This is a genomic window from Cyclonatronum proteinivorum (assembly GCF_003353065.1).
In the GTDB taxonomy this organism is placed as follows: Bacteria; Bacteroidota; Rhodothermia; order Balneolales; family Cyclonatronaceae; genus Cyclonatronum; species Cyclonatronum proteinivorum.
Genome location: NZ_CP027806.1, coordinates 673858 through 693724, shown reverse-complemented (window position 1 = coordinate 693724; position 19867 = coordinate 673858). Strand labels below are relative to the sequence as shown.

Below are 19867 nucleotides of genomic sequence, written 5' to 3'. Positions count from 1 at the left end.
TAAACGCCACAGCCCGTATGTCATCGCATTACAAAGCCTTAACCCGCAAGTATCGCCCCGTTCGTTTTTCAGATATTGTTTCACAGGAGCATGTGAGCTCAACGCTTCAGAATGCGATTGAGAGCGGTCGCATTTCTCATGCCTATCTGTTTTGCGGTCCCAGAGGGGTTGGGAAAACAACCATGGCGCGCGTGCTCGCCCGTACGCTGAACGATATCGGGGATGATGTGGATGGCGAAATGCTGAACCAAACGCTGAACATCATTGAGGTGGATGCGGCTTCGAACAATAAGGTTGACGACGCGCACCGCATTCGGGAGTCTGTCCGGGTTCCGCCGCAGTCGGGCAACTACAAGATCTATATTATTGATGAGGTGCACATGCTGTCGAAGCAAGCATTTAATGCCCTTCTCAAAACCCTTGAAGAGCCGCCGGCTTACGCCATTTTTATTTTTGCAACAACCGAGCCGCACAAAGTGCTTCCGACCATTCTCTCGCGGGTTCAGCGCTTCGATTTCAAGCCGATTAGCGTGCAGCAAAGTGTTGACCGGCTTCGCTTTATTTGCGAGCGGGAAGACATCACCATAGATGAAGATTCCCTGCACATGATTGCCGTAAAAGCCGACGGGGCCCTGCGCGACGCGCTCGGGATTCTGGATCAGGTGATTGCCCTTTGCGGTACCGATATTCAGTATGAGGCGCTGATGAAGGCCTTCAACGCTGTCGGACTTGAGCGGCTGTTTGAGCTGACCGGCTACATCGATTCCGGCGACAGCGTTGCCGGCATTCAGCTGATTTCTGACTTGCTGATGGAAGGACACGATATTTCCGAGTTTTTAGGCAGCCTGACCGGATTTATGCGCAACCTGTTGCTCGCCCGTGATCCCAGCAATTTTTACGCTATCGAGACGAGCAAGGACGTCAAACTTCGTCTCAACAAGGCGGCACAGTCCTTTTCGGACGATGATCTCATGCGCATGCTTCACATCGTGCACGAGGCGCAGTTCCGGCTGCGTGATGCGCGTCAGCCGCGTATTTTGCTGGAAATGACGGTCCTGAAACTCATCCGCATGGAAAAAACCGCAGGTCTCTCAGGCCTTATGCAGGAGCTTGAGCGCCTGCGCAATGCCTTCAGTACAGGCGGCGGTTCCGGGAAATCAGCGGCTTCCGTGCAGGGCAGCACGGCGAGTGAACCCGCGCCTTACAAAACGCAGTCTCCGGCAAGCCCATCAGCAACGCCGGCTGCGAGCAACCCTTCAACCGCTGCACCGGCACCCGCTCCGACTCAGGCTCCGGCGGCCCCCAAAGCGGCCGTAGATATTCCGGGTGCGCCCCCGGTGAGCGGCCTGCGCCGTAAACCCGGCATGCGCAACAAACAGGCTGTTTCGGGACAGCCAACCCCATCCATCGCGGTGAAAGCACCGGCAAGCCCGCCTTCGCATACAGAGACCGGGGCGGCAACGAACAAGGCGCGTACGAATTCAGATTCAGACTCAAACTCAGGTTCTGAAACCAAAGCGCAAACCGCTTCAGCACCGGCAGACCTTCCGCCGGAAAATGCCATTCTCGCTACGCAGCCTGCCCGAAAACCGACCTCTCAGGCCGCTAAACCGCAAAGCACTCCCGCACCGGCGGTTCAGCTCATGAATTCGGGCGCGCCGGATCCGTCCACAGCCGATAAGCCGGTTTACCTGCACCAGGTCGTACAGGTTTGGGATACCTTCATCAAAAACCTTCACCCGCCTGTCTCGCAGTCGCTCATTCTCGCGCTCGACCGCGTGAAACCGTCTGACCTTAAAGGGCGGCTGCTCACCCTTGAAACCCCCGACCCTTTTGTGCTCGATATGCTTGAGACGAACAGCCGTTTTCTCAGCGAACAGCTTGAGCCCCATCTCGGTCAGCGGTTCAAGATACAGGGACGCCTTATTCAGGTCGGAAATACGGAGCAAACCGAAGAAGACCCCTTCGCCAAATTTGAGCGCCTGCAAAAACAGGACCCCAAGCTTCGGCAGATTGTCGAGCTTTTTGGTGCTGAAATAGACTGGAACTACCGCTAAGGATGAATTAAGCGGACCCCCGTTCTGTTTCCCCCGGCAGGTAACAAACTCACTATCAAGCAACAGCTTTTTTAATTCTCAACCTTTTAGATCCTATATCCATGAATCCAAATATGGCCGAATTGTTCGGCAAAATGAACGAATTTCAGCAAAAAATGCAGGAAGCCAAAGAAGAAGCGGCTGCCATTGAAGTGCATGCCGAAGTCGGCGGCGGTATGGTGAAAGTGACGGCCAACGGCAACCGGCAAATCACCCGTCTCAAAATTGAGCGGGATGTAATTGACCCCGACGACTCCGATATGCTGGAAGATCTTATCATCGCGGGTGTCAACAAGGCGCTTGCCGACGCAGAGCGTGCTTCTGCCGAAAAAATGCAGGAAGTAGCGCGCAATATGATTCCGGGCGGCGGCCTGCCGGGCATGGACCTGAGCAAGTTCGGGCTGTAACCCCCGCTGATTCTGCATGCAACTTACTTCTGAAACCCTTGAGCGGGCTGTAGAGCATTTATCGAAATTGCCGGGCGTGGGCCGTAAATCGGCACAGCGCCTGGCCATGCATCTGGTAAAACAAGATAAAGATCAGGTGCTGCAGCTCGCGCAGGCGCTCATCGACCTGAAACAAAAAATCCGCTACTGTTCGAGCTGTTTCACGATTACGGACGACGATCCCTGCCCCATCTGCCGTTCGGCCAAACGACAGCGCAACGTGCTTTGCGTGGTGGAAGAATCCCGCGATGTGTACGTGATCGAAAAAACGAATGAGTTCCGGGGCAGCTATCACGTGCTCGGCGGCGTCATTTCGCCCCTTGACGACGTGGGGCCGGACGATATCCGGATCAAAGAGCTCATTGCGCGGGTAAACAGCAACAGCGAGCCGGTGTCGGAAGTCATTCTGGCGCTCAACCCGGACGCTGAAGGCGAAGCGACATCCTTCTACATCCACAAAATGCTCAGCCCCTTTGGCGTGAAAGTCACCCGCATTGCGCACGGTATCCCCATGGGTACAGAGCTCGAATTCATTGATGAAGCGACGCTCAGCAAAGCTTTCATCGGACGCAACATTTTCTAAAATGAAGAAATCATACACCGGCTCCAAAAGCTGGTGCTGATGGTGTGCTTATGGGATACTTCGTTTTCGGACTGCTGTTTTTATTATGGCTGCTGCTCAGCAAAGGGCGCGGTTTTCTCACCCGCGATGCGCGCCGGCGGCGCAAGTTGCAGCTGCTTGAATACGCCGGAGCCGCCGCGATTTTCAGCATTATGCTCGAATCTGTGATTCGCGGTCGCGCGGAAGTACTCTGGTATCCCTACGCCGTGATGGGCGTGATTGCCTTCTATTACAGCCGTAAGATTTACGAATGGCTCAAAGAGCTCAGAAAGCCGCCCGCTCAGTACGACTAAGCGAAATCAGGTTATGCCCGCAGTGCCCTGCAACATGCCGCACGGGCAGTACTGCTTTGTTTTTTTTGGGGGAAACTCCGTGAACATCAGGAGAAACGGGGCAGGCTCCGAGCCCCCAAACCTAAGACGGGTCCCTTGCTTTTGGGGAGAGACGGTGCACGCAGCTCCCCAATTGAAACCGCCGCCGGTTTGTCCGCACGCCTTTTTAACCCTTGTAAACCCGTATTTGCAAATGGGCTGTAAATAGCGGCATATTGCGCTACCCTGCTGCGCCGGTCTTTTTGTAGTATGATGCTGCACAACTCAACGACTGTGATGTTCATTTCCCGACGCAGAAAATACAGGGCATGATGGCTGTTTAAGCCTGATTTGGGATTTTCTACTAACCTAATCTTCCAAACGCATGCAAACAAACGGGGAACAACAGGAACAGGACTACAGCCTGGGCCGCATTCTTCTGCTATCTCTCATCGCTGCCCTGGGCGGCTTTTTGTTTGGTTTCGACAGCGGCGTAATTAATGGTACGGTTGACGCGCTTCGGGAAACTTTTAACTCTGACGCTGTGGGTACGGGCTTCAACGTGGCTTCCATGCTGCTCGGCTGCGCGGTGGGCGCCTTTTTCGCGGGAACCCTGGCCGACAAAATGGGCCGCAAACCCGTGCTGATTATTACAGCGGTAGCCTTCATCATCAGTGCCTGGGGATCCGGTATTTCTGCGAGCTCCGGGCAGTTTGTCTTTTTCCGGATTCTGGGCGGCATGGCCGTTGGGGCGGCGAGTATTCTCACCCCGGCATACATCAGTGAAATTGCACCGAGCAACATCCGCGGACGGCTGGCAAGTCTGCAGCAACTGATGATCGTTCTGGGCTTGTTCGTGGCTTTTCTCAGCAACTACCTTATTGCAGGCGCTGCTGAAGGCGCAATGGGCAGCTTTTGGTGGGGCTTCAACGCCTGGCAGTGGATGTTCTGGATGGAAATAATTCCGGCTTCGCTCTTCTTTACAGGCCTGCTCTTCATACCCGAATCTCCGCGCTTCCTGGTGGCAGCGGGGCGTGAACAGGAAGCAAATCGGGTACTGTCATCTCTCACGCTCAGCCGCGCGGATTTTTCTGCGAAGGTCGCTGAGATCCGCGCAACCCTGCTGAAGGATGTCAAGCCCGGGCTAAAGGATGTGATTTCGCGAACGACCGGTAAAATTCATCCCATCGTTTGGGTCGGTGCAGGACTTGCCGTACTGCAGCAATTTACCGGAATCAACGTGGTGTTTTATTACGGTGCCGTACTGTGGCAGGCCGCGGGTTTCACAGAAGGCGACGCACTTATGGTTAACGTGATCAGCGGTACCGTGAACGTAGCTTTCACCTTTGTGGCTATTGCGCTGATTGACCGCGTCGGTCGCCGGCCCCTGCTGCTCGTCGGCTCGCTGGGTCAGGCGGTGATGCTCGGTATTATGGCTTTTATTTTCTACTTCGCTACCGTAGGCGCGGACGGAAATCTGATTCTGGAAGGGAATTCCGGGGTGTATGCTCTGCTGGCTGCCAACGGCTACATCGCGTTTTTTGCGTTCTCCTGGGGACCCGTCATGTGGGTAATGCTCGGTGAGATGTTCCCGAATCAGTTCCGCGGGGCGGCGCTCGCCATCTGCGGACTTATGCAATGGGGAGCGAATTTCCTGATAACGATGACCTTCCCGGTGTTTCTCGCCAGTTTTGGACTGGGGGTTTCCTACGGAATCTATGCGGCCTTCGGCATTATTGCGTATTTCTTCGTGAAGAAATTTGTATCCGAAACCAAAGGCCGGACCCTTGAAGAAATGACGAACAGTTAACCAGCCTGTTCCGCCCGTAAAGGACGTTTGATGATGGCTTGCCCAGATTGAATCCGCTGACAACTGAACCCTTGTGATTTATATACAAAAGGCCCCGAAGCTATGCTCCGGGGCCTTTGTTGTTCTCAGCAAACGTCTCTCAATGAAATATTGCTGATTGGGCCTTGCAGGGGCTAAGGTGTTGAACCCTTGCCTTATTTGCCTGCTTTGGCAGCGGCTGCAGGTGCAGCCGGCTTCTTATCGGCCTGATCTACTTTCTTGGACAGGTCATCGACTTTGTTGATGAGTTTCTCAACCTGTGAGGTGAGCTCTTTGATTTCATCCTGTGTAGGAACGCCCATTTTGTGAATGAGTTCCTGCATGTTGTCGTCGATTTCGCCTTCCGCTTTGTTAAAGCTGGACTTTACGCGGTCTTCGAGTTTTTTATAGGCTACGAGAAGCTCTTCATAGGTTTCGTCGAGCTGCTTTTTGCCGCGTGCTTCGAAGTGCGTGCCTTTTTCAACAAGCTTGGTGAATACTTTCTGACCTTCTTCTTCAACGCTTGCAAGCGCGCCGAGTCCGGCGAGCCATACTTCGCGTGCTTTACCGGTGAGAGAGTCAACTACATTAATTTCTTCTTCGTGTTTTACTTTTTCTACTTGCTTACTCATAATGATCTCCGTTTAGGGATGGTGTGTTGTATTTCGAATCTCTTTATAGTGGGGTAATAAAACTCAGTTGGTCAGCGGAGGTTGTTTGCCGTTGGTTGTGCTGTCTGCCTGCTGCTGTTTTAACTGATCCTGTAATTCTTCGACGCGTGTTTCGAGCGTGCGGACTTTCTCCATCAGCCCTTGCACATCCGCCCGGTCGGCGAGGGGCAGCACCTTGTGGAGGGAACGGCCTAAAAAGGCGAGTCCGCTTTCGAAGGCTGTTGTACCCCATCTGATGAGGGAATGCAGGGCGTCGGCTGAGAGCGCGTCTTTGCCGCCGGCTTCAACAATAGCTTTGGTGAGCACTTCAGAGGTGATATCATCGCCGGTTCGGGTGTCAATAACTTCGACGTCTTCGCCCTTGCGGATGATTTCTTTGAGCTCACTCATGGAGATGTAGCGACTTTGCTGCGCGTCGTACAACTTACGGTTGCCATATTTTTTAATGGTTCGTTTCATAACACCCGTAATATAACGCGGTGCGTCATTCATTGCAAGTTTTATTTTACGCAATGCGTCAATTACAGTGTTAACCGGCTTGGCAGCTCTCTATTGCCTGCCAATTTCGGCACCTGTTCCAAAAAGCAAGGGATTCAAATTATGATTTGGGAACGCTAATCTGCCACGAAAGACCGTGATGCTCACGGGATTTCCCCCAAAAAATAAAAAAGCTATGTCTGCCTGCGCAGCGGGGCTTGGGGCGTATGCCGGTTTGGGTTTCAGCTGAGCTCTTTAAAAGCTTCGTTAGACCGGAGATGCAGATCGCGCTGCGGAAACGGGATTTCGATATTGTTCTCTCTGAAGCGGCGCACAAGATCACAGCGGATATCGGAGGCAATGCGGTACTGCATTTTGGGATTCGGAACCCAGCACAGGAGGAGCATATCCCAGGCGCTGTCGCCAAAATTACGGAGCAAGACAATGGGTTCCGGCTCATTGAGGGTTTCGGGGTGATCGAGCGCGCTTTGCTTCATGGTTTTCAGCACAAGGTCGAGGTCTGAATTGTAGGAAACGCCGACCTGTACACGCATGCGGATTTTGGTGTCTCCGTGCGAATAGTTGATAACCTGGTTGGAAACAAAATCAGAGTTGGGGACGATGATGGAGATGTTATCAATCGAGTTGATGGTTGTTGACCGCATGTTGATTTCCTTTACATCCCCTTCAAGGCTCCCTACTACGATGCGGTCGCCTACGCTTATCGGGCGTTCAAACAGGAGCATAATGCCCGAAATAAAGTTGGAGGTCAGGTTTTGAAGTCCAAAGCCGATTCCGACCGAAAGCAAGCCAAAGATGACAGCGAGGCCACTGAGGTCTATTCCGACAAATTGCAGTGAAAAGAGAACGCCAACAATCAGAAATACATAGTGCGTGATACGCTGCAGGGTGTAGCGTATACTTTCTTCCATTCTCACTTTCTTGAGAATGCGCGAGTACAATAAGTGAGAAAAGATTTTTGCACTGGCAAAGACGAGAATCAGTAAAACGGAGAATACAAGAAGGTTGCCAAGGGTTACGGGATTTCCTTTAACATGGAAAACACCGAGGCTCAATACTTCCCACAGCTGTACCCAAAATTCATTGATACCACTGAGGGTTGTGTCTGTGAGGTCTGACAGCGTACCGCTTTCGTCTTCTTTGATGGCGGCGAGGGATACTGCCGGCATTTGGATAAATCTCATATAAATATTCGTTATCGGGGTTTCAATAAGTTCTCAGCAACACTTATTTTAGTATTCAGGTATTTAGTTCTCGCCTTATCCGAGGGTTCGGGTTCAGCCTGAAGCCGGCTTGTCTTTTTCTATTGAAGCAAGTTCCTGTTTCGCTGAGATATTATTTAATAAAGGAAGTTCACAATCATTCAACCATCATTTCATTTTAACTATCAATTCTGATCCATCATGCGAATTATTTTATTTGGCCCGCCCGGTGCGGGTAAGGGTACCCAAGCGAAGCTTATTGAAAAAGAATATAACATTCCGCAGCTTTCAACGGGCGATATGTTTCGGGCTGCGATCAAAAATCAGACCCCGCTTGGCAAAAAAGTGAAGGATATTCTGGATTCCGGTAAGCTTGTTCCGGACGCTACCGTTGTTGAACTGGTAGAGGAAGCTCTTGACGACCCGCGTTTCGAAGACGGGTATATTCTTGACGGTTTTCCGCGCACCGTACCGCAGGCCAAAGCATTTGAGGAGCGCCTTAAGAAAAAAGGCCGAAAGCTTAAAGGGTTCCTTTCTCTGGAAGTGCCCGATGAAGAGCTGATGAAGCGTATTCTGAGCCGTGGCGAAGGCCGCGCAGATGATACGCCCGAAAAGGTAAAAGTGCGCCTGGAAGTCTATAATGAAGAGACGGCCCCCGTGCTCAATTACTACAAGCAACAGGGTGTTTACCGCGCGATTGACGGCATGGGCAGTATTGATGAGATTTATGCGAGAATCAAAGAAGTGCTTGACGCTTAGGGTTCGGTCTTCTCTGCTTTTCGGTTTCGGGTGCAGGTTAGGAGGTTCAGAAGGGCTTCATAGGCTGCAAGCTGAGGAACAAATGTCATTGCATTACAAATGACGCCTTTGATGTTTAAGCCAAAAAAGGCTGACTGTTTTAGTTAACGGTCAGCCTTTTTTTCGTTTATGGAGAAAACCTTAGTTCATCTGTATCTGCTTTTCGCGGAGAATACCTTTGATCTCCTGCTGACTGATGTGATACTTCTCGTTACAAAACTGACAGACAAGCTCCTGCCCTTCATCCGAGATGGATTCCAGATCATCTTTGCCAAGCATTTGCAGGGCTGAAAGGAAGCGGTCTTTTGTGCAGCGGCAGAAAAAGTGAACCGGCCCGCGCGAAAGCTCTTTCACGGTGTAGGGTCTGCCGATATCATGCATGATGGTATCGATGTAATCGCCCTGAAGGAAGCGTTCCCCGGCTGGCTTCATTTGCCGCAGGTTTTCCTGAAGCGTTAATATTTTGTTTTCCGGTGCGTCCGGAAGGGCCTGAATGAGTACCCCGCCTGCTGAGGTGACGTCACCGCTGTCATCGAGTTTCACATCGAGGTGTATGGCCGACGGAATCTGCTCGCTTTGCGCAAGATAGTAGGCGATATCAGGGGATACGGTACCGTCGGTGAGTTCGACTGTTCCGCTGATCTGATCGGCTTCATTGTACAGGGTTTTGGTAACGGTGAGCAAACCGAGGCCTAATCCGTCTCCGATGTCCTGGGTTTTGGGATCTATTGCGGCGTCGGGGTTTTGCACAAAGCCACGTATTTCGCCAACACTGTTGGCTTCAGTAACAAGCACGCCTATCGGACCTTTTCCTTCCATGCGCAGCCTGAGTCGCTCTTCGCCTTTCAGGCTGGATGCGAGCAACATGGTTCCGGTGAGTGCGCGTCCAAGCACAACTTTATTAAGAAGGGAGAGCTCGTGTTTTTGGGCTGCAAGCTGTACGACTTCGGTAGTTTTGATTACACTAATGCGGAAATGTCCGTCATTTGTGATGCCTTTGATAATTCGGTCTTTGATCAGAAAGTCTTCTTTGTTCATCCGGTGTTTTAAAAATCTTAGATATTGGAAATGCAGTCCGTTGCAAAAGCTTACTCAATAATCAAATAAACCATAGCTGCGCGATGCGCATGCGCGCACTTCATCGGACTTCTTTTATTTGTACCCAAAATTAAACATAATGCAGGCAAATTAAGTGCCTTGGTGCAAATTAACCGGCATTAGCCGCTAAGAGATTTCGGCAGCATGTATAACCTGCATGATTGACCGTAAAACGGATGATGACGCCCAAACCGGAACATCGGCTTTTTATGCAGAGCACCCGGCTGACTTTGGGCTTACATCAATCTGCATACCTGATCGCAATTAAAGCGGGATACGTGTAGCCGTGTGACCAGCCCCTAAAAAAACAAAGACGATGCCATGCATGACATCGTCCTTAGTGCTATGAGTGCAGATATGAGAATAAATTTACTTGAGACAAAACAGTTCCTACAAGAAGCTTTGCTAAGATAAGCTTTTATAGCTTAGAAAAGCGCTTCCATAGTATAACACATTTATTGCTCAAAGTCATTAGCAAAGTGAAAAGCCCTTTGGAGGATTAAGCTGAATGAAAACAACAAGGAAGGTCTTTCGGCTTATTTCAGCTTGCGACCGGGCGTGCTGGTTTCGTCAGCTTTTGAGCGGGCTGAAGGTTTACGGCCGGCTCTGCTTTTATTGAAGATGGTGAACTCCATGAAGGAAAACGGGCGTCCGTTATATTCAAGGAGCCGGTTTTTTTCGGGTTTCATGCCCACAACGGTATCAAGGTTTGCGATCGAAGAAAACAGCCCCATTTTGTAACCCCCGGCGCTCATCTTGGTTTTCCGGGCAAAATCTCCCAATAGCCTAAGGTTCACATCTACGGGCGGCGCAGTCATGATATGGCCCGTCATTTTGGGGTAGTTTAGCATATTGGGTTTTGATACCCGCAAGCGGATGTTATTGTTCAGCCGCACAGCTCTGGCGCTAAACTGAATACGGGAGATATTATCGGGGTTCGAATCAAAACCCATAATCCAGTCGACATCATCCCGCAGCTGATCTACAACTTCTTCGCGCATTTTCTTCCAAAGGGCGTGACGGAAAGTGCGCCATTTTTTCATGCGCAGACTGTCATCTTCAAAAAGGGGTGTTCGTTTTTTCGCGTAGCGGGCAGCTTCAAGCACCAAAACGCCATCATTCGCAAAAGGATCAATCATGGGGGATTCGCCGTCCCAGTCGCTCAGCATAATAAGACCGGCGGCCATGGCTGGGCTCAGCACGCTGTGTTTAGGTGATACAAGCCTGCCCCGCCTTTGCAGCACATCGCCACCGGCTTCAAGCATGATCTGACAACTTCCGTTTGAGCTGATTTGGATATTAACAACAAACTCGGGCTCATTTTCTTCTTTCACAACTTTGGGTTCAGCTTCAAATTTTTGCTGAAAAACCTGCCCGATTCCGCGTTCGAGTTCGGTCGCAAGTTTTTGCAGGCCAACACCGGTCACGCCATCTTCAAACGCCTGCACCCGATAGGTTGAATGTACAGGCAGCACTTCCGTCCAGTCAACCGACGCTACGAGGCCCGGCAGGTCTGTCTGCGTGATGTCTAAGGGCTGACTCAGGCAGAGCTCGAGACCGGTGGTAAGTCGCGTTTGCAGCAAAAAACGATAGAGCTGCTCATCCGCAGCCTGAAACCGCACGGCACCCGGCAACGCAAAGATATATTCAGCGCCTGCACGCTCAAGCTCAGCTTGCAGAAGCGCCTCTAAACCGTGATGCGTCTTAGCGTGAAAAATGCCGTTTTCAATCATGTATGTGACAAGTTTAGTACTTAAAAGTTATGCCAGCCCCGGCCCGGCATTCAAGGGTATGCTTATGGGGCTTGAGTTTTATAGCCTCATAAATTACTTCTTTTTAGGCAGACCTGTTGTAATATTATGCGTGAGCGCATGCGCGTAAGGCATGGTGTTGAAATAGTGCATATCAACGCGCGTATGTACAAAAGCTTAGCAAATGATAAAGCTTAAAAAAAGGTTTGTTTAATTCAGCATACCGCTTATTATATACTACTGTTTTCCTTTTTTAAGCACCTCAGCATTTCACCTGCATTCTATCTGAACCGCAATTTGTCAAGACTTAGACACTGACTAAAATCAGTGCCTCATATATTTGGTTTTCGGGCTGATCCCCTTTTCCCTGTTCGATAAAAAAAGAAATAAATAAACAGGTTCACTTATGTCATTCCGCTGGATTATGGCCCAGCCGGAGGATGCTCATGCTATATCAACGTTACAACAACAACTTAATGTAACCCCAGTAATAGCCCGTCTTCTGGCTTTACGTGGTATTACCACGTTCGATAAGGCCAAAACATTCTTTCGCCCCGAACAGGCTCAGATTCACGACCCGTTTCTCATGCAGGACATGGAAACGGCTGCATGCAGGCTTGCCGCTGCGATACGCTCGCACGAAAAGGTACTTATTTACGGAGACTACGATGTTGACGGTACTACCTCAACCGCTATCGTATATCTGTTTCTGAAACAATTTGGACTGGAACCCTGCTACTTTATCCCGCACCGCTTTAAGGACGGCTACGGTATTTCGGTCGACGGTATAGAAAAAGCGATTGAAACCGGTGCTACACTCGTGCTGTCTGTAGATTGCGGCATTACCGCTGTAGAAGAAGCCGACTATGCCCGTGAAAAAGGTCTCGATCTCATTATTTGCGATCACCACAATGCAGGCGATGTCATCCCGGATGCGTTTGCAGTGCTTGACCCAAAAAGGCCGGGCTGCAATTATCCTTTTGACGGGCTTTCAGGAGCCGGCGTAGCCTTTAAGCTGATACAGGCAACGATTAACAAACTGGGTTTGCCCGATGAAATGGCTGATCAGTACCTTGATCTCGTTGCTATTTCCATTGCTTCCGACATCGTGCCCATCGTGGATGAAAACCGTATCCTCATGCACAAAGGGCTGAAGGTTTTGAATCAGTCCCCCCGAATTGGGATGAGGGCACTGGCTAAGCTTATCAAACTGGAGCTCGGCAGTATTTCGACCTCACAGATTGTCTTTTCACTCGGGCCGCGCATTAACGCAGCGGGCCGGATGGGCGATGCCAGCGCAGCTGTTGAGCTAATGATTGCAGATACCGAAGAGGAAGCATTCCGGCGCGCGCAACAGCTCGAGCAAATCAACAAGAAAAGACGGCTCACCGACGCTGATACCATGAAACACGCCTTGTCGCTCATGGAGGATGATGACAAGCTCGATGACCGCTCAGTTGTAGTACTTCACGATAAGAGCTGGCACCTCGGTGTGATTGGAATTGTGGCCTCACGACTTGTTGACCGGTTTTGCCGGCCTACGGTAATGCTCAGCACGGTTGACGGACACGTTAAAGGATCGGCAAGAAGTATAAAGGGCTTCAACATTTATAACGCCCTGAAGCAATGCGAAGACTTGCTGCTTCAGTTTGGCGGACATGAGTTCGCGGCAGGTTTAACCATGACAGAAGACAAGCTGCCGGAGTTTAAGGAACGGCTCGAATCAGTAGCAAGCTGCGATTTGTGTGATGAAAGCTTTGAACCCGAGCTTCTTGTTGATGCCGAAATTGACCTCAGCGATGTAGACCTCAAATTCTGGAAAGTTCTTAATCAGTTCGAACCATTCGGACCACACAATATGCGGCCTGTTTTTGTGAGCCGGGGTTTGAAGATAGCGGGCAACCCAACAGTTGTGGGCAACGGACATCTTAAAATGAAGCTTAGCCAAAACGGTTCAGCCCCGTTTGAAGCAATAGGCTTTAATATGCATGAGCATCTGCCCCTCATTCGCAACAGCAATGGCAAGGGCATTAACATCGCTTATGTGCTCGAAGAAAATTTCTGGAACAACCGCCGGTCATTGCAGATCAGGCTAAAAGACATTTCCCTTCCTAAAAACAACTAAGCATTTGCATCTCAGAAATCATTAAACGATAGGCGCCACCGCTCTGTTTAAAAGGTAATTGACAAATGGTGCTTATCTGATAATCAAGCAAAAAGCAATTTTTAAAAAACTCACACTTAAAAATTAAACACGATGGAAATACATATTGGAATTACCGAAGACAACCGCAAAGCTATTGCAAAAGGCTTAAGCGCATTACTTGCAGACTCTTACATGTTGTATCTGAAAACACACAATTTCCATTGGAATGTAACCGGTCCGCACTTCCACTCACTGCACCAAATGTTTGAAGAACAGTACACCGAACTTGCTACTGCTATTGATGAAATCGCAGAACGCATTCGCGCATTGGGTGAATTCGCACCCGGCTCCTTTAATGAGTATGTGAAAATTGCGAAAGTACAGGAAGAAGACGGCGTACCTGAAGCACTTGATATGGTACGTAACCTGCTTAAAGCAAATGAACAAGTAATCAGCACGGCTCGCGAAGCACTTCCTGCCTGTGAAGAAGGTAATGATGAAGCCTCTCTTGACCTACTGACCCAACGCCTGCAGGTGCACTCCAAAACGGCCTGGATGCTTCGTAGTATCGTATCATAATTTACTGTGCACGCCTAAAATGCAGCCCATAGTCAGGCGGCACCTTATTTTGGATTTCAAATATGGATGCTTTATTTCAAACCTAAAATATCTTATATTTGAAATCTGTTCGGGATGTAGCGCAGCCCGGTAGCGCACACGCCTGGGGGGCGTGGGGTCGCAGGTTCAAATCCTGTCATCCCGACAATAACTAAAGCCGGCTCTCTTGGAGAGTCCGGCTTTTTTTATGAGTATATCCGATAAAAACACTGCTGCATGTAACAAACCCGGCATAGCGTTTCTTAGCTCCTGCCAATCATCACATCGGGCTGAACCCATCCATAATAGGCCTGATGAAACAGACTGAAGCGTGAGCGGCCTCCGAACCAGTTCCATACCGTTTTCTGATCAAGACTGCTTGGACGGCCTGTTGCAAGAGCCAGGTAAGACGAAAACGGGTAACTTCTGTAATCGGTCGAAACATTGTACCGCTGCGGCATGGTATGCAGGTCGAAAGCACGATATACACACTCTTTTTCTGTAACGAGTTCCTCAATGCGTGCATGCTTCACAAAATCTTCGAGATCTGTTTTTGAAATTACGCCGATAAAGCGTTCCCGCACTTTAGTGCTTACATGGAACAACACCTCATTAGCTTCAGCATCATTGGCATTTAAACCAATGATTACCCCAAAACAACCCGGAACCAGTGCATAAGAGCAGGTTTTAATTTTGCTTGTAAAACACGCTCTCCAGGCATTCAGAAATGCGAATCTGTCGGCACGTTTCAGAAACAAGCGGTCTTTTTCAGTTTTAAACTGAATATAAAAATAGCGTTCAGTCAGAATATATTTCATAGGAAAAAAGCTTTTGTAGTTAGTGTGTTTCTCATACAGAGTCAAAACACGCCTTTTCCTTACAGTGCCAACTGATTTTTTTACTTTAATTTTGCAGGAATCTGATTCATGGCCAAAACAGACCATCATCTGAGCACCAAAACCACCATTGGCTGCCTGATGCCCGCTTTAATACCTGATCTCGAACATCTCTTTGTGGTGCTAAATGCCGCGCACACTTACTACCTCACAAATGAGCCTTTTTCCAGAAAGGGAAAAGCACACCGTGCTCAGATACGGAGCGCTTCTCAATCTCAGTGGCTGACGTTGCCCGTTTTGAGCGAAGATAAAAAAAAGCCCATCAGGCATGTGCGCATAAATCAGAATATCAATTGGCCTGAAGCATTCATGAAGGTTCTGCAGGTCAACTATGGAAACAGCCGGTTTTATGATTTCTATCAGCCTGAGATCAGAGCCGATTTTGAACATGCCGCAGGCCTGACCTATTTAACCGATATTATTTTCTACCTCAACGAGCGCATCTCCCGGTACCTTGAAATCACCTCGCTTCTTGAAAACAGAATAAGCCGGGTCAGCACAGCCGGCTTTCAGGAACAACTCAAAACGCATCATAGTAATAATGAACCCCTGATTCAAATTGAACAGCGGGGCAGTTACTACAGAAAAATAGACAGCTGTGGTTATGGTTTAATCCGCGAAGTTGATTTTGAGCACCCGATCTATCGGCAGCCATGGGGAGATTTCTTTGCAGGCTGCTCGGTGCTTGATCTGCTGTTTCAATACGGGCCCTACAGCTATCAGATTATCGGAAAGCTTCAGCCGGATAACAGCCATAAAAAAAGCACAGGCGATGCATAGATCTACCGCCTGTGCTTTGCTGATTCACTGAACCAGATTGATTATGGGGCAAAGGGCAATGAAGAGTGATGGGTTACAATTCTGAGACTGCCCTCTTCATCCAGAATATACCCGAAGGTTTTATCTACGGTAACTGTACTGCCGTCGTAGGCTTCAAGGGTGATGTTACTCATAGCAATTGCCATATCACCATGAATAAATACGTCGGCCATTTCGACGAATCCATCAACATAGGGTCGCAGTGCAAAGCCGTCGTCATTTGGGAAATCTGCGTCACCGCCAACAAAATAGGCCAGGGCTCCCTGCTTATCGGGCCTGAACGTCTGCTCTCCGAAAGCAAGCGTTGGCTTAAACAAAACCGGGGCACTGTGGAAGTTGTAGTAATTGTTCAGCACTTCCCGTGCTCTTGCTTCCGCATCTCCGCCTTCGGCGTGTGCTGCTCCGATGGATACCAACGCTGCTATCCATTCATTCTGGGCGCGTTCAATCATTTCAGCTGTATTTGCGTAGCTTTGATCTGTGTTTCCGTTGGTGCATGCTACAAGTAACATTCCTGCTACCATAGCAATGGTTATCGCGACAAGTATTTTTTTCATCGTCTTAAAGTATGGTTTTTGTTGTTGTGATATTTGAAACTCTTTGTAGTGGTGAACATACAGAACTTCAAAAGCCTTTATGCAGGCGAATGATTCGAAAATCAGCCTCAGAAACTCTCTACAGAAAATATCATACCTCTACTTGAGAGTATTAAAACATTCGGGTATCGGAGACTGACATCCGGAATATGCATAATATTAAGAACCTGCATGAAGTACACTTACCTCCTCCAATTACCCGACATATATTCAATATATTTAATCGATTCAGCTTATCGCATTAAATATTAAGATGACAGCTAAACGCTCATTCCATGTCCGCATTACATCACCATTTCGTAATTTTTTATTTACACAATTATCAGGTTTAACCTTTCAAATCCCTTGCGGATACAGCTGTAAACGATTGCTCATGCGGACGATTTCAGAACTCCGAACACTTACACTCTTAGAAACCTAAACACGAATCCCGGTCAACCGAAAAGTGCCTTTGCAATACAGACACTCATCCCTATTCGGAATCAACTTACCCATTATTCCTGCGTTATTTTTTTGGGGAAACGCCGTGAACATCACTGCTTTTCGTGCTAATTCTGACCTGATAAACCTAAGATAAACCCCTTGCTTTTTAGGAAGGGATACCCGCATGACATTTAACCCGAATTATTGAGCCCGCTCCGAAAAGTCAATTTCAGCAAAAAAAGTGGCCTCTATTGCAAATAAAGAGGAGTTAAAACCCTCAAAATGGACTTTTCGGAGTAAGCTCATTATTCACAGTTAAACAGAGTTTATTTGTTAAATGTAAGTTTAAATTTGTCTTGGTGAATAATGCGGGTTAACCAACAGACTTTCGCACAAGTGAATTGATTCCTTATTCCCAAAAGATTAATCCATACAAAAACAGCCTGTCCGGAAAATCCAGACAGGCTGTTTCATTTACATTTAGCTGATTATCAGAAGCCCAGGGTAGCTTGCTCACCAGGACCGGAAAGTGGCTTTTTATCGGATGAGTCCGGTCCCTCACCGCCGCCGTTGTCATCCCCGCCGTTTTTATCTCCGTCGTCATCATCTTTCACTACCCGGGTTACGCCGGAGATGGAGTCAGCATCGCTGAGTCGCATAATGCGAACGCCTTGCGTATTGCGCCCCATAGAACGGATGTCGCTGCAGTGCATCCGGATGATTTTCCCTTTCTGGGTGATAATCATCAGATCATCCACATCGCTGACTTCTTTCAGCGCAACGAGATCGCCGGTTTTTGGCGTCCGCTTCAGGGTAATTACGCCCTTGCCGCCCCGGCTTTGTTCGCGGTAATCGGTCACGAGACTGCGCTTTCCATAGCCGTGTTCGGATATTGCCAGCACCGTAGCTTCGTTGGTGTTCTGTACCACGACCATATCGACCAGTGCATCTTCGTCCCCATCGAGGGTGATACCACGGACGCCACGTGTGTTACGGCCCATCTCACGAACATCGGTCTCCATGAAGCGAATCGCGCGACCGCTGCGGGCTGCCAGCAAAATCGTGCTGTTCCCATTTGTGAGGCTTGCACCGAGCAACTCATCATCATCATCAATTTTGATCGCAATGATACCGGTTTGACGCGGACGGCTATAGTCTTCCAGCAGGCTCTTTTTCACAATACCTTTCTTAGTTGCCATGATGATGTAGTGGTTTTTCACATACGCCTCATCATCCAGCGTTCTGACCGGTACAAAGGTTTTGATACTGTCGCCTTTTTCAAGCTGAATCAGGTTCACGATTGCACGACCACGGCTTAGTCGGGTTCCTTCAGGAATCTCATAGACTTTGAGCCAGTAACAGTTTCCTTTTTCCGTAAAGAAGAGGATGTAGTTGTGGTTGGTTGCCACAAACAAGTGCTCCACATATTCCTCTTCCTTGGTGGTCGCGCCTTTCATACCCGTGCCGCCCCGCTTCTGTCTGCGGAACCCGCTCACCGGAGTACGTTTGATGTAACCGGTATTCGAAATCGTCACAACAACATCCTCATCAGCAATCATATCCTCAATACTGAAATCATCGGCAGAGTACACGATTTTGGTACGGCGCTCGTCGCCGTAGCGCTCACGGATGTCGTCAAGTTCAAGCTTGATAATTTCTTTCTGCGCTTCGGTGCTGCCAAGAATCCGGCGAAACTCGCTGATCTGACCAATGATTTCACGGTATTCACCGTCAATCTTATCCCGCTCCAGGGCCGTCAGTTTCTGAAGGCGCATATCGAGGATGGCTTTGGCCTGCAGGTCCGTCAGCGCAAACTTGCGGCGAAGCTGATCGTTGGCTTCCGGCACGTTTTTGGAAGCACGAATGGTCGCGATTACTTCATCGAGGTTGTCGACCCCGATTTTGAGACCTTCCAGAATGTGCGCACGGGCTTCTGCCTGATCCAAATCGTAAATGGTACGACGGATGATGACCTCAAGCCGGTGATTTACAAAGTGCTTGATCAGGTCTTTGATGTGCATCACCTGCGGGCGCCCTTTTACGAGCGCGAGATTGATCACCCCGAAGGTGTGCTGCATCTGCGTGTATTTGTACAGCTGATTGAGTACGACACTCGCAATCGCTCCGCGCTTGAGCATAATCACAATACGCATCCCTTCGCGGTCTGACTCATCACGCACATCCGAAATTTCGGTAATTTTATCGGTGTGTACGAGCTCGGCAATTTTCTGAATCAGCGTCGCCTTGTTAACCTGATACGGAATTTCGCTCACCACAATTTGCTCACGGCTGCCGCGCAGTTCCTCGACCGTTGCCAGCGCTCGCATCACTACGCGCCCACGGCCAGTCATATAGGCATCCTTCACACCATCATAACCATAGATTATACCACCCGTCGGAAAATCAGGGGCGGTGATGTGCTTCATCAGCTCCTCGATGGTGATGTCAGGGTTATCGATGTACGCTTTGGTACCATCTACCACTTCGCGCAGGTTGTGCGGCGGCATGTTGGTCGCCATCCCCACAGCAATCCCTGATGAGCCGTTGACCAGCAGGTTCGGGAACATGGAGGGAAGCACAACCGGCTCATTCAGCGTATCATCGAAGTTGGGCTGATAATCAACGGTGTTTTTGTTAAGGTCTGATAGCAGCTCCTCGGCAATACGCTTCATTCGGACCTCGGTGTAACGCATAGCCGCTGCCGAGTCGCCATCGACCGAGCCAAAGTTACCCTGACCGTCAACCAGCGGATAGCGCAGGGAGAAATCCTGCACCATACGCACAATCGTGTCATACACCGCGCTGTCACCGTGCGGGTGATACTTACCAAGCACCTCACCTACAATACGCGCACTTTTTTTGTAGGGACGGTTGTGAATCATCCCCAACTCGCTCATACCGTACAGCACGCGGCGGTGCACTGGCTTAAGTCCATCCCGCACATCGGGCAGGGCACGCGATACAATCACCGACATCGAATAATCGATGTAGGACGACTGCATTTCGTCTTCAATACTTACTTTAATTATGTTATCTCGGGCCATCGAAAAAATAGATTAGTTTTGAGGA

17 protein-coding genes and 1 tRNA gene are annotated in these 19867 nt (G+C 49.4%); 10 read left to right on the top strand and 8 right to left on the bottom strand.

What is annotated here, in order from left to right; all coding sequences use genetic code 11:
- Window positions 1-17 precede the first annotated feature (17 nt).
- The 5 genes from dnaX (at window position 18) to CYPRO_RS02605 (ending at window position 5285) form a co-directional block, all read left to right on the top strand.
- The gene (gene dnaX / locus CYPRO_RS02630; RefSeq protein ID WP_114983150.1) at window positions 18-2057 is read left to right on the top strand and encodes a DNA polymerase III subunit gamma/tau; all 2040 of its coding nucleotides are present in this window, start codon (window positions 18-20) and stop codon (window positions 2055-2057) included.
- A 101-nt stretch (window positions 2058-2158) separates the two neighbouring features.
- The gene (locus CYPRO_RS02625) at window positions 2159-2503 is read left to right on the top strand and encodes a YbaB/EbfC family nucleoid-associated protein (RefSeq protein ID WP_114983149.1); all 345 of its coding nucleotides are present in this window, start codon (window positions 2159-2161) and stop codon (window positions 2501-2503) included.
- A gap of 16 nt (window positions 2504-2519) precedes the next feature.
- Complete coding sequence (gene recR, locus CYPRO_RS02620; RefSeq protein ID WP_114983148.1) at window positions 2520-3125, top strand: recombination mediator RecR; 606 nt, start codon at window positions 2520-2522, stop codon at window positions 3123-3125.
- A 50-nt stretch (window positions 3126-3175) separates the two neighbouring features.
- On the top strand, window positions 3176-3457 hold the full coding sequence (locus CYPRO_RS02615) for a hypothetical protein (protein ID WP_114983147.1): 282 nt from the start codon (window positions 3176-3178) through the stop codon (window positions 3455-3457).
- A gap of 403 nt (window positions 3458-3860) precedes the next feature.
- Window positions 3861-5285 (top strand): sugar porter family MFS transporter, encoded by a 1425-nt coding sequence (locus tag CYPRO_RS02605; RefSeq protein WP_114983145.1) that lies wholly within the window; start codon window positions 3861-3863, stop codon window positions 5283-5285.
- Between the two features lie 194 nt (window positions 5286-5479).
- Here CYPRO_RS02605 and CYPRO_RS02600 read toward each other — a convergent pair whose 3' ends face one another.
- The 3 genes from CYPRO_RS02600 to CYPRO_RS02590 all read right to left on the bottom strand — a co-directional run bounded on the left by CYPRO_RS02600 (window position 5480) and on the right by CYPRO_RS02590 (window position 7656).
- A complete protein-coding gene (locus CYPRO_RS02600) occupies window positions 5480-5935 on the bottom strand; it encodes a phasin family protein (RefSeq protein ID WP_114983144.1) in 456 nt (151 codons plus the stop codon).
- 63 nt (window positions 5936-5998) lie between these two features.
- The gene (locus CYPRO_RS02595) at window positions 5999-6433 is read right to left on the bottom strand and encodes a polyhydroxyalkanoate synthesis regulator DNA-binding domain-containing protein (RefSeq protein ID WP_164682477.1); all 435 of its coding nucleotides are present in this window, start codon (window positions 6431-6433) and stop codon (window positions 5999-6001) included.
- 260 nt (window positions 6434-6693) lie between these two features.
- Window positions 6694-7656, bottom strand: coding sequence for a mechanosensitive ion channel family protein (locus tag CYPRO_RS02590; RefSeq protein WP_240644816.1), 963 nt, complete (start codon window positions 7654-7656; stop codon window positions 6694-6696).
- A 219-nt stretch (window positions 7657-7875) separates the two neighbouring features.
- Here CYPRO_RS02590 and CYPRO_RS02585 point away from each other — a divergent pair, with 219 nt between their 5' ends.
- Window positions 7876-8433, top strand: coding sequence for an adenylate kinase (locus CYPRO_RS02585; RefSeq protein WP_205730344.1), 558 nt, complete (start codon window positions 7876-7878; stop codon window positions 8431-8433).
- Between the two features lie 180 nt (window positions 8434-8613).
- Here the strand turns inward: CYPRO_RS02585 and hslO are convergent, their stop codons facing one another.
- Together hslO and CYPRO_RS02575 are read right to left on the bottom strand one after the other, a co-directional pair.
- Window positions 8614-9510, bottom strand: coding sequence for an Hsp33 family molecular chaperone HslO (gene hslO / locus CYPRO_RS02580; protein ID WP_114983140.1), 897 nt, complete (start codon window positions 9508-9510; stop codon window positions 8614-8616).
- Between the two features lie 596 nt (window positions 9511-10106).
- Window positions 10107-11303: a THUMP domain-containing class I SAM-dependent RNA methyltransferase gene (locus CYPRO_RS02575; RefSeq protein ID WP_114983139.1), complete on the bottom strand. Its 1197-nt coding sequence runs from the start codon at window positions 11301-11303 to the stop codon at window positions 10107-10109.
- Window positions 11304-11727: 424 nt separating this feature from the next.
- On the opposite strand from CYPRO_RS02575, the gene recJ reads away from it, so the two are divergent.
- The 3 genes from recJ to CYPRO_RS02560 all read left to right on the top strand — a co-directional run bounded on the left by recJ (window position 11728) and on the right by CYPRO_RS02560 (window position 14230).
- The gene (gene recJ, locus CYPRO_RS02570) at window positions 11728-13446 is read left to right on the top strand and encodes a single-stranded-DNA-specific exonuclease RecJ (RefSeq protein WP_114983138.1); all 1719 of its coding nucleotides are present in this window, start codon (window positions 11728-11730) and stop codon (window positions 13444-13446) included.
- Between the two features lie 132 nt (window positions 13447-13578).
- Window positions 13579-14046, top strand: a complete 468-nt coding sequence (locus CYPRO_RS02565; RefSeq protein WP_114983137.1) for a Dps family protein — start codon at window positions 13579-13581, stop codon at window positions 14044-14046.
- Window positions 14047-14156: 110 nt separating this feature from the next.
- Window positions 14157-14230, top strand: a tRNA-Pro gene (locus CYPRO_RS02560).
- A gap of 97 nt (window positions 14231-14327) precedes the next feature.
- Here the strand turns inward: CYPRO_RS02560 and CYPRO_RS02555 are convergent.
- The gene (locus CYPRO_RS02555; protein ID WP_114983136.1) at window positions 14328-14882 is read right to left on the bottom strand and encodes a hypothetical protein; all 555 of its coding nucleotides are present in this window, start codon (window positions 14880-14882) and stop codon (window positions 14328-14330) included.
- Window positions 14883-14990: 108 nt separating this feature from the next.
- Between CYPRO_RS02555 and CYPRO_RS02550 the strand changes: the two genes are divergently transcribed.
- Window positions 14991-15740 carry a WbqC family protein gene (locus CYPRO_RS02550; protein WP_114983135.1) on the top strand — a complete coding sequence of 250 codons (750 nt, stop codon included), beginning with the start codon at window positions 14991-14993 and terminating at the stop codon, window positions 15738-15740.
- A 41-nt stretch (window positions 15741-15781) separates the two neighbouring features.
- Here CYPRO_RS02550 and CYPRO_RS02545 read toward each other — a convergent pair whose 3' ends face one another.
- Window positions 15782-16336, bottom strand: coding sequence for a hypothetical protein (locus tag CYPRO_RS02545; RefSeq protein ID WP_114983134.1), 555 nt, complete (start codon window positions 16334-16336; stop codon window positions 15782-15784).
- A gap of 953 nt (window positions 16337-17289) precedes the next feature.
- Window positions 17290-19842, bottom strand: coding sequence for a DNA gyrase subunit A (gene gyrA / locus CYPRO_RS02540; protein WP_114983133.1), 2553 nt, complete (start codon window positions 19840-19842; stop codon window positions 17290-17292).
- Between the last annotated feature and the right edge of the window lie 25 nt (window positions 19843-19867).

Excerpts from the sequence above, each read along its gene's own strand:
- dnaX (WP_114983150.1), top strand. The coding sequence starts at position 18 with ATGTCATCGCATTACAAAGCCTTAACCCGCAAGTATCGCCCCGTTCGT.
- CYPRO_RS02625 (WP_114983149.1), top strand. The coding sequence starts at position 2,159 with ATGAATCCAAATATGGCCGAATTGTTCGGCAAAATGAACGAATTTCAG.
- recR (WP_114983148.1), top strand. The coding sequence starts at position 2,520 with ATGCAACTTACTTCTGAAACCCTTGAGCGGGCTGTAGAGCATTTATCG.
- CYPRO_RS02615 (WP_114983147.1), top strand. The coding sequence starts at position 3,176 with ATGGGATACTTCGTTTTCGGACTGCTGTTTTTATTATGGCTGCTGCTC.
- CYPRO_RS02605 (WP_114983145.1), top strand. The coding sequence starts at position 3,861 with ATGCAAACAAACGGGGAACAACAGGAACAGGACTACAGCCTGGGCCGC.
- CYPRO_RS02600 (WP_114983144.1), bottom strand. The coding sequence starts at position 5,935 with ATGAGTAAGCAAGTAGAAAAAGTAAAACACGAAGAAGAAATTAATGTA.
- CYPRO_RS02595 (WP_164682477.1), bottom strand. The coding sequence starts at position 6,433 with ATGAAACGAACCATTAAAAAATATGGCAACCGTAAGTTGTACGACGCG.
- CYPRO_RS02590 (WP_240644816.1), bottom strand. The coding sequence starts at position 7,656 with ATGAGATTTATCCAAATGCCGGCAGTATCCCTCGCCGCCATCAAAGAA.
- CYPRO_RS02585 (WP_205730344.1), top strand. The coding sequence starts at position 7,876 with ATGCGAATTATTTTATTTGGCCCGCCCGGTGCGGGTAAGGGTACCCAA.
- hslO (WP_114983140.1), bottom strand. The coding sequence starts at position 9,510 with ATGAACAAAGAAGACTTTCTGATCAAAGACCGAATTATCAAAGGCATC.
- CYPRO_RS02575 (WP_114983139.1), bottom strand. The coding sequence starts at position 11,303 with ATGATTGAAAACGGCATTTTTCACGCTAAGACGCATCACGGTTTAGAG.
- recJ (WP_114983138.1), top strand. The coding sequence starts at position 11,728 with ATGTCATTCCGCTGGATTATGGCCCAGCCGGAGGATGCTCATGCTATA.
- CYPRO_RS02565 (WP_114983137.1), top strand. The coding sequence starts at position 13,579 with ATGGAAATACATATTGGAATTACCGAAGACAACCGCAAAGCTATTGCA.
- CYPRO_RS02555 (WP_114983136.1), bottom strand. The coding sequence starts at position 14,882 with ATGAAATATATTCTGACTGAACGCTATTTTTATATTCAGTTTAAAACT.
- CYPRO_RS02550 (WP_114983135.1), top strand. The coding sequence starts at position 14,991 with ATGGCCAAAACAGACCATCATCTGAGCACCAAAACCACCATTGGCTGC.
- CYPRO_RS02545 (WP_114983134.1), bottom strand. The coding sequence starts at position 16,336 with ATGAAAAAAATACTTGTCGCGATAACCATTGCTATGGTAGCAGGAATG.
- gyrA (WP_114983133.1), bottom strand. The coding sequence starts at position 19,842 with ATGGCCCGAGATAACATAATTAAAGTAAGTATTGAAGACGAAATGCAG.